We start from the raw sequence: 15,218 nt of genomic DNA on the forward strand, positions 1-15,218 counted from the left end.
GACATTTAACTCCCCTTTATAGAGAGTTTGTGCCATTCAAAAAAGCCCCAGGCATCTACCTGAGGCTCCATATATCGCATGTCACTCAATCGTTTACTGTCGCCCGTTCATCAAAGAAGAAACGAATAGCGTAAATCCCCGCCAAGCCAACTAAGCTGTAAATCACCCGACTGAATGCGGAAGATTCCCGAATCGTGTCACCGCCAAATATCGCCGCTACCAAGTCCCACTGAAACAATCCAATCAACAGCCAATTCAACGCTCCGATAATAACCAAGGTTAGGGCAAAACTTCTCATTCCCTGTCCTCCTTTCCATGGCGAGGTCTACTCATAGTATGGCTTCAAACCATGGAGTTTATAACCATCCCACCATGACGAAAAAACGCCCCCGCCAGGACGAAATGCCCTGACAGGGGCGCATGAACGACCGTCACACCTTCACTTCCTCTTTGGTGTCGGCCGCTTGCTTGCGGTAATACTCTTCAGCGAGTTTGTCAATTTCTTTCTTCAGTTCGGCAACCATGTCTTTTTCAGGGATTTTGCGCACAATCTGGCCGTGTCTGAACAATAGCCCTTCTCCCCGTGCACCGGCGATCCCGATGTCCGCTTCTTTCGCCTCACCGGGCCCGTTGACTGCACATCCGAGCACGGACACTTTGATCGGCGCTTTGACAGTCGAAATGTATTCTTCAATCTCATTGGCAATGCTAATGAGGTCAATTTCGATCCGGCCGCACGTGGGGCAAGAGATCAACGTAGCAACATTGGCAGCCAAACCAAACGATTTCAACAACTCGCGCGCCACTTTCACTTCTTCCACAGGATCGGCGCTCAGGCTGATACGAACGGTGTTACCGATGCCCATTGCCAATAAAGCACCCAATCCGGCAGAGCTTTTGATCGTGCCGGAGAAAAGCGTGCCTGATTCGGTAATTCCCAGATGCAATGGGTAAGGGAACGTTTCCGCCGCTTTTCGGTACGCTTCAATCGCCAAACGCACATCCGACGCCTTCATGGAAATAATGATATCTTTAAAATCGAGATCTTCCAGAATGCCTACATGATGCTTGGCACTTTCGATCATACCATCCGCGGTGGGATAACCGTATTTATCCAAAATTCGCTTTTCCAATGAGCCGGCGTTAACTCCAATCCGAATCGGAATCCCCCGTTCTTTGGCCGCTTTCACTACCGCTTCCACTTTTTCGCGGCGCCCAATGTTCCCCGGGTTGATGCGGATTTTATCAATGCCGCCTTCGATCGCTTTCAAGGCCAGCTTATAGTCAAAATGAATGTCAGCAACAAGCGGAATGTTTATCTCTTTTTTGATATCCGCAATCGCTTCCGCGGCACGCATGTCCGGACAAGCGACACGCACAATTTGACATCCTGCTTCTTCCAAACGCTTGATTTCCGCGACAGTGGCTTTTACATCATGTGTCTTGGTCGTGGTCATGCTTTGGATGACCACTTGGTCATTCCCACCGATTTGTATGTTTCCGACCTTAACCACTCTTGTTTCCGTACGATGATACATAAAGGATTCTCTCCTTTTTACGACAACATGGCATCATGTTTCATGATTATCAATTAGGACTTGGAAACTTCAATTACAAAGTATACCACACATATATAAAGAAAAGGAGCATCATCTGCTCCTTCACATAATCTTTCATTTTCAACTTCATTTGTGGTGAGCCAATTCATTCAGCTTCTCTGATGGAACGCTTAGTCATGGTGCGACTTCTTAGCCGGGACCGTTGTTTGTCAACGGCCATCTTCATAGAAAAAGGAATCAATCCAAACCATCTGACCGTCCATGGCACCCTTCTCATCTGTTTTAATTCTTTCCGTTCGTGCTTGGGCGTCTCAACGTACCATAGCCAGCGTTCCAATAGATAACAGACCCAATCCTTGAAAGACATATCGCCCCACCTCACCACTAGCATAGCCGATGCCGTCCGCCTTTAAACATGCTCCCGCCATGCACGGACGATCTCCTCCGCAATATCGCTGACCGCGCGGCCCGTCGTGTCCACTCGCAAATCGGCGAAGCGATAAAAGTCGCGTCGGGCTTTGTAAATAGCGTGCACCCGTGCAGACAGATCACCACGGAGCAAGGGGCGCTCCTCTTCAGAACGTCGCAGGCGCTCAATGATTTCATCAGGATCAGCGTCTAGATGAACAACATAAGCCCATTGGGTCAAGAGCTGGCGATTTTGCTCGCGTAAGATAATCCCTCCACCTGTCGTCAACAGGAGCCTTTGTTCTTCCAAACAGGTGCGTAGCATCGCCGTTTCTTCCTCTCGAAACCGCTCTTCCCCATAACGGGCAAAAAATTCGGCAACGGAACATCCCCATTTAGCCACCAATTCCTGATCCGTGTCTCTCCACGTCATGTCAAGCAGCTCTGAAACCGCCCGTCCAACCGTGGTCTTCCCCGTCCCCATCATCCCGATCAGTGCCAAATGCCGTTTGTTGTGTTGCATGGTTGCCTCCGTTTTTTATTAACCATGTTACCCAATCCATTTGATAATCGCCAGTGTCTTTTGATCCAGCAAAACGGCAATGGTTTGCCGCACACCCTGTTCGCCGTGACCGGTCGCTACCACTCGTAAGGTGCCGTCTTCTTTTTCTTCGACCTGAACGACCACCATCACGCCACCCACATTGAGTAGCGTCTCCGGCTGGCGCTTTCCCAATGACCGATCCTGTTGGACTTTGGCAACCCCTGTTTCGGTCGCGTATTTGACTCTCATCCGCTCTTCGTACAGCCTTGTTGCCTTATCCGCACGCACAGCCATGGTGGCCACAAGAGCTGCAAAGGTGAACAGCAGAGTGGTCACAGCTGTCACTGCCGGCAACGCCATGCCACGTTCATCGGTCTGCCGCATGGTGAACGCCCATCCTTCCCGCAATGAAGATCTTTATATCCAAATCTGCCAGCCAATTCTGCAATCCCATATCCAATCGAACACCCCGCCGCTCTGGGTGAAATCCCATATAATACACATGCCGAAGCACGACCGTCGCCCCTGAAAACCGGTTCGCACCAGCCTCTTTGACTCGCCTGATCACTTGCCGATTGCTTGTCTGGTACCGAACAGCCTTCCCATCGGGATGGATCAGCTCCAGCACTCCGCCTTCCATGGTGACAATATGTATCGCTTGGGCAATGTCTCGCTCGACCAAGGGCCGGAAAGCCATGTACTCGAGTTGTAATTCCTGTTGCCCGACAAACGTCTTCAGGTTGGTTTCAAACGCATGGGCGATGAAGAACAGGGCCGGCAACAACAGCAGCAAAAGCATGAAGGCGATCATAAGTTCCACATAGGTGAAGCCAGCGTCATCACTGCGTTTCGACAAACCGGTGCGTAACCCAGCGTTTTTTATGGATTTTCCCGCCACGATCCTTTCCTTTCACCTCCACCCACACTTCATACAGACGTGGTTCAATCTCAACCGCCCGCCAATAAACGTGGTAGGGGCCGCTTCCCTCTGTCCGACCAGGGAGCCTTTCCGCACCCGAACCCGCTAATCCCGCGTCGCTCGCCAGACTTTCCATTTTATCTTCCAAGATGCGAACCATCTCCATCTCCATTTGTTGTTCATGAAGTTGCAGATTCAATTCTCGGCACAAGGGAACAGCAAAAGCAGTCAAAACCCCAAACACCAAAAAAGCCATTATCGTCTCAACTAAGGTGAAACCACGTTCCCGCCCATTCATGGCCCCAACTCCACCTTTGGATGACCCGAAGCCACATGGACCACGACTTTGCCAATCGGTTCCCCTTGGCGCTTTAACCAGATCGTCCCCCCACGCACTTGTCCAGTTTCACGAAAAATGATCTGATTCCTCGGATAATTGCTGGTCACAACATATTTGTCCGGAATGAGCAACATTCTTTGACGTTTAGTACCTTGGCTAACTGTGATTCGTTTACGAGCGTTATCAAGAATTACCGTCACTTCCCTCTCCCTGCTCTCGGCTTCCGTCTGCGCTAAAGACAGCTCACTGGCCAACGCCCCAAGAAAAAATTGCCGTTCTGTCCGTTCCCCCATGGTTGCGAAAGCGGGATAAGCGATAGAAAACATCCATCCTAACACGATGATAACCATCACCAACTCAATCAGCGTCCATCCCCGTTCCCCGGTCTTCATTTGGCGCATACCACCCTCTGCTCCGCCGTAATGTTCAAAGAGCGTCGTATCAGATATTCGCCACCAAATGGACATTTTGGAGCAGAACGCAAGTATCCGCGGCGCACCAACTCCTTCACATCATTTGGATATTCTCCATACTCCAGATAATAATTATCGGCTTGGGCGGCGATCATCTGCCGGTTGGCCCGATCCGCCTGCCGTTTAGCCTTCTCCCCTGCCACCAGCAAGTTGGGAGACGCAATGGTCAAAATCACGCCGATGATGAACACGACAATCAGCATCTCCATCAAAGTAAAGCCCCTCTCACCAAAAAAGCTTCTACCTTTCATCCTTCCACCTCCTTTAGATCGCCCGCACCAGGTGTAATAATGGCAAAAACATCGCGATGATGATCACGGCGATAAACAAGCCGATGATAAAAATGAACAATGGCTCAGCACTGCGGGTGAACCGCTCCAACCGGTTTTTAATGACCATCCCCGTACCATGGGACAAGTGGAGCAGGATTTGGTCGAGCTTCCCACTTTCCTCACCCAATGCCACCATTTTCACAAGCGACGGTAAAAACAAACCGCGACCGCTTTTGCTAATCGCTTCCGACAATGAGGCACCGCCCATCACACTGTCCACGATGGCGTTGAGAACCCGATCGAGCACCGGCCACGGTGTCATCTTGCGCAAAGCCTGAAGTGCATCAAGCAACGGAACCCCCGCCTTTAAAAGCGAACCCAATTGAATGGCAAAAAAATGAGTCAGCCGATGTTTCAACATGCTTCCCACCAGTGGCAAGCAAAACAAACCTCTAGCCAGCCACGCTCGAATCGGCCTGGGAGCAATGCGTGCCACCACACAAGCAGTCAATCCGCCCCCGACCCACACCGTTGCCTTCGGCATCCAAGCCCCTGCGGAAGCATACACGGTAAACAGCCAAGCGGTCAGTCCCGGAAGTGGCACGTCCATCATCTGGTACAGTTCGGTAAATCGGGGCAACACGACCCCCAACAGGAACAATAAGGCCAAACTGGCAATCGCCAGCACCAATAGCGGATAGATGAGCGACTTGCCGAGCTCGCGGGTCCAGTGGGCTCTCGTCTCATAGTAAGACTCGCATTGTTTAAAACCATGTGCGTAATCCCCGTGTTCCTCGGCCGCCCGGATGAATGAGATGAAAAGAGCAGGGAAAGCCAACTTTTCCAAAGCATTGGACAAGCTAAATCCCTGATTCAACAGATGGACCAGCCGCTTGTAAAACCGTTTGGAGATCAACCGTTGTTCCTTAAGCACATCCAAGCTGGTCAACAACGGGATCCCACTGTCCAGCAAATGGGCCATCTGCTGGCTGTATAACATGTACTGTTCAGCACTCCATTTGTTCTTTCTCCACACCTTCGATCACCCGCATCCATTCTTCATAAGTAGTCCGATTCTGATCTACCAACACTTTTACCGCTTCTTTGAGCCCCCTCACCCCACGTTCCCGCAAAAGAGCTCGCATGTCGGCCAACGAGGCCCTCTTGGCAATCAGCTGTTCCAGATCCTCATCCATTCCCACCACTTCAAATGCACCCGTTCGCCCATGATATCCCGTGTGTTGGCAGACAGGACACCGCTCGCCACCGCATTGGTCACAAACCAGGCGCACCAACCGTTGCGCGATCACCCCCGACAACGAAGCGGCGACACGGTACGGTGCGATGCCCATGTCAACCAGGCGAGTGACTGCCCGAATGGCATCAGATGTGTGTAGTGAAGAGAGCACCAAATGACCTGATAGCGCCGCACCTATCGCAATATTGGCCGTTTCTTCATCCCGGATCTCCCCGATCATGATGATGTCAGGGTCTTGGCGCAATACCGACCGCAACCCCCGGGCAAAGGTCAAACCTGCTTTTGGGCGGATTTGGACTTGATTAACTCCGTGTAGCTTCAATTCAATGGGGTCCTCCAAGGTGACAATATTGGCCTCTGTCCGGTTTAATGCTTGAATCATGGCGTACAAGGTAGTCGTTTTGCCTGATCCGGTTGGCCCAGACACAATGACGAGTCCGCTTCCCCGCCGCAAGAGAAGCTCCGTTCTTTCCCGTTCTGCGGGTTGCATCCCCAAATCATCCAGCTGATAGGCTTGTTGCTCGTTTTTGAGCAATCGTAACACCACTTTTTCGCCATGGGCCGTCGGTAAAGTAGACACACGGACATCTAGGCAAACATCCTTTTCCTCCCATCGCATGGCTCCATCCTGGGGCATCCGTTTCTCACCGATGTCCAAGTGGCTGGTGATTTTAATATGGGAGATAAGGGCATTGGCAAATGCTTTGGCTATCTGATCCGTCTCAAGCAAAAATCCATCAATGCGTTGTCGAATCCGCACATGCGTTGCCTGTGGCTCAATATGAATGTCACTCGCCCGCTGTTGGCTTGCTTTAGTCAATAACTGATTGATGAAGTGCATGACATCGTGTTTCTTCCCCACCATCCCATCTCTCCATTTCATCCAAGCAAATTTGGAGTCGATTTGACATTTTCTACCTTAATATGAAAAATCCTGCCTTTTTTCACCAACAACAGAACGTCTATTCGATTCATTTCAAAAAATAAAAATAAAAAAATTTCATGGATGGTGCATGACATGAGTCCCATCGGCATACAATAATGATGCCGGCGATGGGGAATAGCCAAGTGGTAAGGCAACGGACTTTGACTCCGTGATGCGTAGGTTCGAATCCTACTTCCCCAGCCAAAAAAAGTGGTTGACCCAGATGGGACAACCACTTTTTTCATTCAACCTGACCATATAAAGAATGGCTCCCCAAATGGAAGCCATTCTTCACAGACTATGCCGTTTTTTGTTTGCCCATGTTTTTTTTGAGCGTATACCCGATCAAAACGACCAAAACCGCCAATACGATCGGAATCCCGATGCTCCAGCCTTCCTGTCCTTCCAGCAATGTTTTGGAAATATACGGGTCTTCGACAATCAAACTACCAGCTGTATAACCCAGTATGGCCGATCCGACATACATCAACCATGGAATGCGATTCATCACCTTTGCCACCAATCCGCTGCCCCACATGATGATGGGAATGCTAAGAGCCAGTCCAAACAGAACCAAGAATACGTTCCCATGGGCGCTGGCAGCGACGGCAACCACATTGTCAAGACTCATCACTACATCGGCAATGATAATCGTTTTGATAGCTGAAACCAAGGTGGTACCCACTGATACATGAGGGCCTTCATCTTCTTCCAGCAAGAGCTTGAGGGCAATCCACAACAGCAACAACCCGCCCATAGTCATCAACAACGGGATTTCCAACAGATATGTGGCGACGGCGGTCAAGGTTGCTCGCAACAGAATCGCCGCCCCCGCCCCAAAGAAAATCGCTTTCTTCCGTTGCTGTTCCGGCAGATTCCGCGCAGCCATGCCGATGACTACCGCATTGTCGCCACTTAAAATAAGGTCCAAGATAATGATGTTGAAAAAACCAACCCAAAATTTCAAATCCATAAACCCAATCGCTTCCATTGTTCAGCCCCTCATCTAGCAGTAATCTGCAAATCCATCCACCCCGAATCCTCATCCCCCAACCCAGGACGAAACAAGGATGCACACAAATGAACGATTCACACCGGCAGGTTCGGCACTTGCCCCGGTCAAAGGGGCGCCGGGAGGCTTGTCACCCTATCCTTATGATAAAACGGGTCGCGCGATGACAGGAAGGCGTACAACCATAAGTAGCCTGCTTCCCTTCCCGGCACGTTAGCCTGCGATCGTTCAGAAATAAGAGAGTTCCTCATCCGGCTGTTCTGGAACTAAATCAATCACTTCGACGCCATCAACCGCTTCTTGGATCAACCGCTCCAAGTCCAACTTCGCTTCTTGCGCACGAGCCACTTCTTTATCTGGCTTGGTTTTGGGCGCTTTGGGCAAGAAGACGGTACAACAATCTTCATAAGGCAAAATCGATGTTTCATAAGTGCCGATGCGCTTGGCGATATTCATGATCTCATGTTTGTCCATTCCGATCACCGGGCGCAAAATCGGCATACGGGTTACATCATTAATTGCATTCATGCTCTCAAGTGTCTGACTGGCCACTTGGCCCAAGCTCTCCCCAGTTACCAGCGCCAACGCCCCATTGCGCTTAGCCACCTCTTCGGATATCCGCAACATAATGCGCCGCATGACGGTGATCGAGTACGACTCAAAACAGTGTTTGTTAATTTCTGTTTGGATTTCGGTAAAAGGCACCACATGTAACTTAATGCGGCCACCGTAACGCGTAAGCGTCTGCGCCAAATCAATCACTTTTTGTTTGGCCCGTTCGCTGGTAAACGGATAACTGTGAAAATGGATCGCATGCAATTCAGCACCGCGTTTCAGCGCCAAGTAGCCTGCGACAGGGCTGTCAATCCCTCCGGATAAGAGCAACATTACGCGCCCGCTCACACCGACAGGCAAGCCTCCCGGCCCGTTGATGTCATTGCCGTAAACGTAAGAATATTTCCCACGTACTTCGACATGAACGGTCAACTCCGGATTGTGCACATCTACTTTGAGCTGAGGAAACATCCCCAACAGATAGCCACCCAACCGATGATTCATCTCTTGTGAACCGAGGGGGAACGTTTTATTGGCCCGTTTGCTGTTCACTTTGAACGTGCGGACGGCATCACGTTGTGACTCAACCAACTCCCGCACCGCACCTTTAATTTCTTCCCAATCAGAGGCGACACGAATCGCCGGGCTGATGCCTACCAAGCCAAACACTTGAGACACTTCTTCCAAAATAGGCTCGACAGCTTGTTCCCCGAACTCAATAAAAATGCGCCCATGGGTTTTGTTCACTTGAACGCCTGGAAACCTTCTCACTTTGTCACGGATATTTTTTACCAGACGGTCTTCAAATTCCGCTTTGTTCTTGCCTTTTAAGGCCAGTTCACCATATCGCACCAAAATGCAGTTTCTTTTCATCTCTTACGCACCTTTATCACTTGTTGTAATGATGGAATCACCTTTAGCAAGGCTTCCGCCGCATGGCGCACCTCTTTCTCCGTCGTCATCAAGCCCATGCTGATGCGTATGGAGCCCACCGCCGCTTCATCCTCCAACCCAATCGCTTTGAGCACCCGACTGGGAACCTCTTTTTTGGATGAACACGCTGATTTGCTGGAAACGAATACCCCCTCTTGCTCCAATGCATGCACGATGACCTCTGATTTCAGTCCGGGGAAAGAGAGACTCAATATGTAGGGAGCCCCACCGTTACCGGTCAGATCACCATTGACGCGGACCTCCTTGATTTCAGCGGTTATGCGCTGAATCAGCCACTCCTTCCATGCACGGCACCTTTCCATAAAGGCATCCCTTTGTTTGCCTGCGAGCGCAGTCGCTTTTGCCAAACCGACGATACCGGGTAGATTTTGCGTGCCCGATCGCAAGGCTTGCTCTTGTCCACCGCCGGCAATAAGGGGCGTCAATTGTAGATTTTTTCGCTTATATAAACAGCCGATTCCTTTCGGCCCGTGAAATTTATGCCCTGACACCGATAATAGATCAATCCCCCATTGTTCGGGATGAATGGGAAGCTTGGCAAACGATTGGACAGCATCCACATGAAACAAAACTTTGGGATAACGTCTCAACCGTTTCCCAATCTCACTGATTGGCTGAACGGTTCCGATTTCATTGTTGACGTGCATGACTGAAACCAGCACAGTGTCTTCTGTTATGGATTGTTCCACCAATTCAGGGCTGACGCGGCCCAAATGGTCAACAGGGAGCATGCTGATCCGCCATCCCCGCTGTTCCAACTGTTTGCATGTATCATAGACTGAAGGGTGCTCCAACTCGGTGGTGATGATGTGCTTGCCCCGGTGCTGATACGCTTCGGCCACTCCCTTGATTGCCATATTATTTGCTTCGGTTCCGCCCGAGGTGAAAATGATTTCCTGCGGACTGGCAGCGAGCTCTTGAGCAATGATTTTACGGGCTTGCTCCATCAGCCGTTCCGCTTTGACCCCCAACCCGTGCAGAGAAGACGGATTCCCGTACACATTGGCCATCACATCTGCCATCACCTTGATCACGTCGGCGTCTGTTTGCGTCGTCGCACTGTTGTCCAAATAGATCATCGCACAACCCTCCTTTCATTCTCCTCACTTCTATAACTTCACCATTCTAACATAAAACAAAACACCTGACATGACGGTCAGGTGTGAGCTTCTTGACAAATCAGTATCATGCTGACAGTTCCCTTCCCACTAGAGCGTGTCTGATGAATATGCCAGCAGCTCCAAAACTATTTTCTCATTCGCTTCACGCGTTGCCAGACACACCCTAGCATACCTTCCTTACCTTCCGGCAGTCTTCTCTCCCCCGCTTCGAACACTTGATGCGCGCACGATCAGTTCAGAAGGGAGCAGAATCTCTTTTTTCATCCCCGCCTTGGCCGGTTTTTCCAACGTGTCGATCAACAGCTCCATCGCCTCAATCCCCAATTCGTATGCCAATATTCTGACGCTGGTCATCGGGGGGCTTACAAACGAAAGGAGCGGCGAGTCATTGAAACCAACCACACCCAATTGTTCAGGTACCCGGTAATGGCTTGTCTCAGCGTATTTGAACGCGCCCAGTGCCAACAAATCGTCCGCCGCCAGCACAGCGTCAAAGGCAATCCCTCTCTCTTTTGCTTCCAAAAGCTCCCGGTACCCACCTTCGATCGAAAACTCCGCTTCAAGCGCATAGGCTTCATCATATGCGCGTTGCCATTCGTAACATGCTTGCTTGTAACCGGCCAAGCGATCTTGCGTCACCACAAGGCGGCGGTCTCCACCAAGAAACAAGACCCGTTCATAGCCTTGTTCAAACAGGTGGATGGTCGCCGTTCGTGCCGCTTGTACATTGTCATTATTGACCGACAGCACGGGCTTTTCCGCACTTCGTCCGATGAGCACAAACGGAATCTGTTCTTCTGCCAAGGCATCAATCAAGCGGTCTTTCATCCGGGAGGTGGATACAATTATCCCGTCGACACGCCGCTCTTTGATTAAGCGCATACATTTTTCCCGCTCCTCTTCCGCGGATGGATTAATCGACAGCAATATATTGTAGTCACGCGCTTGGGCAACCGTAGACATCCCTCTCATCACTTCTGAAAAAAAAGGGTTGGCAAAAGCTTCATCGGCTTGCCTGGCAACTGTAAAACCGATGGTACGCGTATGGCTTCTGGCCAGACTTCTAGCAATAGCGTTGGGAACATAATTCAATTCCTCCATCGCCTGTTGCACACGCAGCTTCGTTTGAAGGCTGATCCGGTTGCTTCCCGCGATCACACGGGAAACGGTTGAAGGGGAAACAGCCGCCCGTCTTGCAACATCTTTGATTGTAACCATAAAAGCGCTCCTTCACCCATCATTGTTCACCTTCATTATACTCCAGTTGCCGCACATTTTCTGGTTAAACAGCGCTAAACCAGCTTGCAAACGATCGAAAAAGGTTTTACCGTGGACATCCAAACTGTTGCCCGATCTCAAAGTACAGGTGCCAATGTTTTTGGCACCCTGGATTAAACGATCGGCCACACGACGGACAAGCCCCTGCGGCTGAAAGATAATCCCGTATGGACAGCTCTTGTTTGCAACTGCCACAAAAGACCGCTTTTTGATCCCACTCCTCCGGTTTCCAGGTTCTGACCAAATGGGTTTCCGCCTCTTGATGGCATTTGATGCAAGGATAATAACGACCGCAACACGCAAAACGAATCGCGATGATATCCCGCTCGCTACGATAGTGGACGCATCGGGTTTCTTCGTCGACAACAGCTCCGTGAATAATCACCTCGCCCACTGGACCATCTCCCTTCTGAAAACGAAAATGGGCCAGCCCAAAAGAGGGCAGCCCATGTCCAAGTTATAGTCCGCGAACCACCCCAAATAAGGAGCAACCCATCACGGTTAGGGGTAGCGTCACAGATGGCAAGAATCCATGCCACGCTTTTGCAGATAGCGCTGATGGTATTCTTCAGCCCGCCAAAAAGTCGTAGCCGGTTCCACTTGGGTGACGATCGGATTTTTAAAGCGACCCGAGCGATCCAACGCTTGCTTAGATTCCTCCGCAAGTTTCTTTTGCGTTTCTTCATGATAAAAAATGACGGAACGGTACTGAGTGCCCACATCGGGGCCTTGACGGTTGAGAGTGGTTGGGTTGTGGTTGTTCCAGAACACATCCAGCAGATCTGCATACGTGATTTGTTCCGGATCAAACTCGACTTGTACCACTTCTGCGTGTCCTGTTTTATCTGTGCACACTTCTTCGTATGTGGGGTTTTCTTTCGTCCCACCCATATAACCGACGGCGGTGTTCAAAACGCCCGGCAGTTTGCGGAACGTCTCTTCTACTCCCCAGAAACATCCTGCACCAAATGTCGCCAATGCCATATCCATACCCTCCACTCATTTTCTTCCATCGTGAAGCAAGGTTAATTCTCCGGTTTCCGGATGGATCACCAATCCGTGCACAAGCACATCTTTGGGCAACAGAGGATGGTTTTGGATCATTTTAACACTTTCCATCACGCCTGTCTCCACATCTTTGTACCCGCGCAGCCATGTGCCTACATCCACCCCATCTTCGCTCAAGCGGGTAAGATCAGCGTCCGTGATGCCGCGTTCGTTCAATTCCTCCAACACCGTTTCCGCTGTCAAGCCGACCATACCGCAATCATGATGGCCGACAACCATGATCTCCTGAGCCTCTAACTTCGTGACAGCCACCAACACGCTACGCATGATGCTACCATATGGCTGACAAATCAGCGCACCGGCTGTTTTCAACACTTTGGCATCCCCGTTTTTGAGGTTGAGCGCCCGAGGAAGCAATTCCACCAATCGCGTGTCCATGCAAGTGACGACCAACAGCTTCTTGAGGGGATATCGGTTTGCTTTATATGGATCATAAGCTTTATTCTCCACAAATTCGCGATTATGTTGCAAGATGTTTTCCAATTGGCTCATCAGAATCCCCCCAGTTCATTGCCAAAAATCCTTCATATTCATCCATGCGCAGCTCGGGTATACTGTTAAAAAACACGCATCAAAGGAGTTCGATTCGTTGCATGAATTCGACGAAACGCATGTTGCTCTATAACATTTTTGGCTGGTTTTTTCTCATTCTCGGCGTGCTTGGATTATTCCTTCCGTTTTTACAGGGCATCCTCTTCCTTCTGATCGGGCTTTATCTTTTGTCAAAAAGCTCCCCTTGGGCCAAGCGGTGGCTGGAACGCTTGAAATCGCGTTACCCCGAGCTGTCGGCCACATTCGACTCTTGGATTCATCGAGTGGAAGGTTGGATCATTCCTCCCAACAAGAGAAAACGCAATTGGGGTGCAAATTCCCCCGACCAAGAATGAAAGCTGTTGCCACCCCTTTTCCACTTCACGCGCGAAAACGCACCTTGAAAGAGCAGTGTCTTCGCTATCCACCGATATTTGGCATGACTTGCTGAACACTGACACATCCCATCCTGCAAAATTCGCAGAGTAGGCGCCGATTCAGTAATAAGCGCCTACACTTGTTCCGTAGCACTAAAGGCAACTTCCCATCACAGGGAAGTTTTTATTTTTTGACGCGACACACGCCCAAACCGTCCCCGATGGTCAGGATAATGGATTCCAACCGCGGATCTTCGGCTAGTTGTCGGTTGAACCGACGAATCGTCACTGGAGCAGGCCCTTGGTAAGATTCATCAAAAATCCGGCCTCTTTGAAAAAGGTTATCGCAAGCAATCACCGCGCCGGGCGAAGCCAATGCAATCGCTTGTTCCAGGTAGTACGGATTGTTGGGCTTGTCAGCATCGAGAAAGAAAAAGTCAAATTTCTCTTGACTTTCCACCAGCTTAGCCAAACTCTCTTTGGCATCACCCACCATAATCGTGACGCGATCTGCCAGCCCGGCTTTGGCCACATTCTCCCGCGCGAATGCCGCATGTTCCTCCTTCAATTCCAGCGAAATCACTTGCCCGTCCGCAGGCAGTGCACGCGCCAGCCAGATCGTACTGTATCCGCCCAGCGCTCCAATTTCCAATACACGTTTGGCTCCGGATAACCTTGCCAACAGATATAGGGTTTTGCCCACTTCCGGCGGCACCGATATTTGCGGCATACCCCGCTCATCCAAACCGGGTGCGATGCTTTTCAACACTTCATCCTCTTGGGCGAATAGCGAACGAACATATTCTTGTTCCCGCAAGAAACTTCTCCCCTTTATTGTATTGGTGACCCTACAAATTAATTTTAGCGTTAAATAAAAAGAAAAGATACCTTTGCAGGTATCTCTTCTCCCAAAAAATGTGAGAGCGGATGACGGGAATCGAACCCGCGCTGCTAGCTTGGGAAGCTAGAGTTCTACCATTGAACTACATCCGCATATTAATATGTTCGCTGACATTTAATATTTTAACAGAGAACCAATCTGTTGGCAAGCACAAAAAGCCCCCAAAGCGGGAGCTTTTTGGGGTGCTTAAAATATCAGCCGAAATGGCAAAACGATCAAGGAAACAATCACCGCGATGATGCCGACCGCAACCGCCCAGATTCCCCAACTGCTCCCACGGCGTGCCGCAATCGCACCGATGATAATTCCCGCCGGCGCGAGAAGGAACGGCAACATAAAAAAGGAGAGCACTGCCAAAATAAGCGCGGTAATTCCCAGTCCCACCCCGCTGTTCTCCGTATCCGCACCTTCCCTCTCATTGCGTTCCTTGTTGTTGGTACGAATGGGAATGCCCGCAGGAGTTGGTGAAAACTCCGCCGCCACTTCCTCATCATGATCCAATTTGGACACGCGTCTTTCTTCGTCTGTATGTTGATTTGGTCTGTCAGCCATCTTACCCCTCCTTTCTCGCTATCCTGCAGTTAGTATGCTCCTTTTTCCTATGGCTCTACCTGTTAATAAACCCCATTTGAAAAAGTAAAAAGCCCGCGGGAATACTTCGCGGACTTTTTATTTTCCAGGGGAACCCTGAACAGGCTTATTTGCAAATGGTTTTTCGATTGC

21 protein-coding genes and 2 tRNA genes are annotated in these 15,218 nt (G+C 50.3%); 2 read left to right on the forward strand and 21 right to left on the reverse strand.

The genetic code is table 11. The features are described 5' to 3' along the window. Positions 1-85 precede the first annotated feature (85 nt). The 11 genes from NYR52_RS11595 to NYR52_RS11645 form a co-directional block, all read right to left on the reverse strand. Positions 86-298, reverse strand: a complete 213-nt coding sequence (locus tag NYR52_RS11595) for a DUF378 domain-containing protein (RefSeq protein ID WP_102992916.1) — start codon at positions 296-298, stop codon at positions 86-88. A 133-nt stretch (positions 299-431) separates the two neighbouring features. Continuing rightward, positions 432-1,538, reverse strand: a complete 1,107-nt coding sequence (gene ispG / locus NYR52_RS11600; protein ID WP_132222432.1) for a flavodoxin-dependent (E)-4-hydroxy-3-methylbut-2-enyl-diphosphate synthase — start codon at positions 1,536-1,538, stop codon at positions 432-434. A 166-nt stretch (positions 1,539-1,704) separates the two neighbouring features. Beyond that, entirely contained in the window at positions 1,705-1,926 is a 222-nt protein-coding gene (locus NYR52_RS11605; RefSeq protein ID WP_158283354.1) for a YqzE family protein, read from the reverse strand. A gap of 42 nt (positions 1,927-1,968) precedes the next feature. Next, positions 1,969-2,490 (reverse strand): shikimate kinase, encoded by a 522-nt coding sequence (locus NYR52_RS11610; RefSeq protein ID WP_132222434.1) that lies wholly within the window; start codon positions 2,488-2,490, stop codon positions 1,969-1,971. Positions 2,491-2,517: 27 nt separating this feature from the next. Beyond that, positions 2,518-2,895: a hypothetical protein gene (locus tag NYR52_RS11615; protein ID WP_259435689.1), complete on the reverse strand. Its 378-nt coding sequence runs from the start codon at positions 2,893-2,895 to the stop codon at positions 2,518-2,520. Continuing rightward, positions 2,879-3,409: a hypothetical protein gene (locus NYR52_RS11620; RefSeq protein WP_259435690.1), complete on the reverse strand. Its 531-nt coding sequence runs from the start codon at positions 3,407-3,409 to the stop codon at positions 2,879-2,881. Before NYR52_RS11620 ends, NYR52_RS11615 begins: the two co-directional genes overlap by 17 nt. Next, positions 3,351-3,728 (reverse strand): type II secretion system protein, encoded by a 378-nt coding sequence (locus NYR52_RS11625; protein WP_259435691.1) that lies wholly within the window; start codon positions 3,726-3,728, stop codon positions 3,351-3,353. Before NYR52_RS11625 ends, NYR52_RS11620 begins: the two co-directional genes overlap by 59 nt. Continuing rightward, on the reverse strand, positions 3,725-4,162 hold the full coding sequence (locus NYR52_RS11630; RefSeq protein WP_259435692.1) for a prepilin-type N-terminal cleavage/methylation domain-containing protein: 438 nt from the start codon (positions 4,160-4,162) through the stop codon (positions 3,725-3,727). Before NYR52_RS11630 ends, NYR52_RS11625 begins: the two co-directional genes overlap by 4 nt. Further along, a complete protein-coding gene (locus tag NYR52_RS11635; protein ID WP_132222439.1) occupies positions 4,159-4,494 on the reverse strand; it encodes a competence type IV pilus major pilin ComGC in 336 nt (111 codons plus the stop codon). The genes NYR52_RS11630 and NYR52_RS11635 overlap by 4 nt, the downstream gene beginning before the upstream one ends. A gap of 13 nt (positions 4,495-4,507) precedes the next feature. Beyond that, the gene (locus tag NYR52_RS11640; RefSeq protein ID WP_259435693.1) at positions 4,508-5,551 is read right to left on the reverse strand and encodes a type II secretion system F family protein; all 1,044 of its coding nucleotides are present in this window, start codon (positions 5,549-5,551) and stop codon (positions 4,508-4,510) included. Beyond that, positions 5,523-6,638: a GspE/PulE family protein gene (locus NYR52_RS11645; protein WP_158283355.1), complete on the reverse strand. Its 1,116-nt coding sequence runs from the start codon at positions 6,636-6,638 to the stop codon at positions 5,523-5,525. The genes NYR52_RS11640 and NYR52_RS11645 overlap by 29 nt, the downstream gene beginning before the upstream one ends. Before the next feature lie 189 nt (positions 6,639-6,827). Between NYR52_RS11645 and NYR52_RS11650 the strand changes: the two genes are divergently transcribed. Next, positions 6,828-6,902, forward strand: a tRNA-Gln gene (locus tag NYR52_RS11650). A gap of 94 nt (positions 6,903-6,996) precedes the next feature. On the opposite strand, the gene NYR52_RS11655 is transcribed toward NYR52_RS11650, so the two are convergent. The 7 genes from NYR52_RS11655 to NYR52_RS11685 form a co-directional block, all read right to left on the reverse strand. After that, the gene (locus NYR52_RS11655; RefSeq protein WP_259435694.1) at positions 6,997-7,689 is read right to left on the reverse strand and encodes a TerC family protein; all 693 of its coding nucleotides are present in this window, start codon (positions 7,687-7,689) and stop codon (positions 6,997-6,999) included. Positions 7,690-7,938: 249 nt separating this feature from the next. Further along, complete coding sequence (gene thiI, locus NYR52_RS11660; RefSeq protein ID WP_132222443.1) at positions 7,939-9,138, reverse strand: tRNA uracil 4-sulfurtransferase ThiI; 1,200 nt, start codon at positions 9,136-9,138, stop codon at positions 7,939-7,941. Further along, entirely contained in the window at positions 9,135-10,298 is a 1,164-nt protein-coding gene (locus NYR52_RS11665; protein ID WP_132222445.1) for a cysteine desulfurase family protein, read from the reverse strand. The genes thiI and NYR52_RS11665 overlap by 4 nt, the downstream gene beginning before the upstream one ends. A gap of 219 nt (positions 10,299-10,517) precedes the next feature. Then, the gene (locus tag NYR52_RS11670) at positions 10,518-11,558 is read right to left on the reverse strand and encodes a LacI family DNA-binding transcriptional regulator (RefSeq protein ID WP_259435695.1); all 1,041 of its coding nucleotides are present in this window, start codon (positions 11,556-11,558) and stop codon (positions 10,518-10,520) included. 106 nt (positions 11,559-11,664) lie between these two features. Continuing rightward, a complete protein-coding gene (locus NYR52_RS11675) occupies positions 11,665-12,012 on the reverse strand; it encodes a CHY zinc finger protein (RefSeq protein WP_375163151.1) in 348 nt (115 codons plus the stop codon). A 119-nt stretch (positions 12,013-12,131) separates the two neighbouring features. Beyond that, positions 12,132-12,602: a peptide-methionine (S)-S-oxide reductase MsrA gene (msrA, locus tag NYR52_RS11680; RefSeq protein ID WP_259435696.1), complete on the reverse strand. Its 471-nt coding sequence runs from the start codon at positions 12,600-12,602 to the stop codon at positions 12,132-12,134. Positions 12,603-12,617: 15 nt separating this feature from the next. Continuing rightward, positions 12,618-13,178, reverse strand: a complete 561-nt coding sequence (locus NYR52_RS11685; protein ID WP_132222449.1) for a beta-class carbonic anhydrase — start codon at positions 13,176-13,178, stop codon at positions 12,618-12,620. Between the two features lie 101 nt (positions 13,179-13,279). On the opposite strand from NYR52_RS11685, the gene NYR52_RS11690 reads away from it, so the two are divergent. After that, on the forward strand, positions 13,280-13,573 hold the full coding sequence (locus NYR52_RS11690) for a PGPGW domain-containing protein (RefSeq protein ID WP_259435697.1): 294 nt from the start codon (positions 13,280-13,282) through the stop codon (positions 13,571-13,573). Between the two features lie 205 nt (positions 13,574-13,778). On the opposite strand, the gene NYR52_RS11695 is transcribed toward NYR52_RS11690, so the two are convergent. From NYR52_RS11695 to NYR52_RS11705, 3 genes are all read right to left on the reverse strand, one after another. After that, a complete protein-coding gene (locus NYR52_RS11695; protein ID WP_259435698.1) occupies positions 13,779-14,411 on the reverse strand; it encodes an O-methyltransferase in 633 nt (210 codons plus the stop codon). A 105-nt stretch (positions 14,412-14,516) separates the two neighbouring features. Beyond that, a tRNA-Gly gene (locus NYR52_RS11700) sits at positions 14,517-14,587 on the reverse strand. Between the two features lie 94 nt (positions 14,588-14,681). Next, positions 14,682-15,047 carry a hypothetical protein gene (locus NYR52_RS11705; RefSeq protein WP_259435699.1) on the reverse strand — a complete coding sequence of 122 codons (366 nt, stop codon included), beginning with the start codon at positions 15,045-15,047 and terminating at the stop codon, positions 14,682-14,684. Between the last annotated feature and the right edge of the window lie 171 nt (positions 15,048-15,218).

The sequence above is a fragment of the Laceyella sacchari genome (assembly GCF_024927925.1).
Lineage (GTDB): Bacteria > Bacillota > Bacilli > Thermoactinomycetales > Thermoactinomycetaceae > Laceyella > Laceyella sacchari.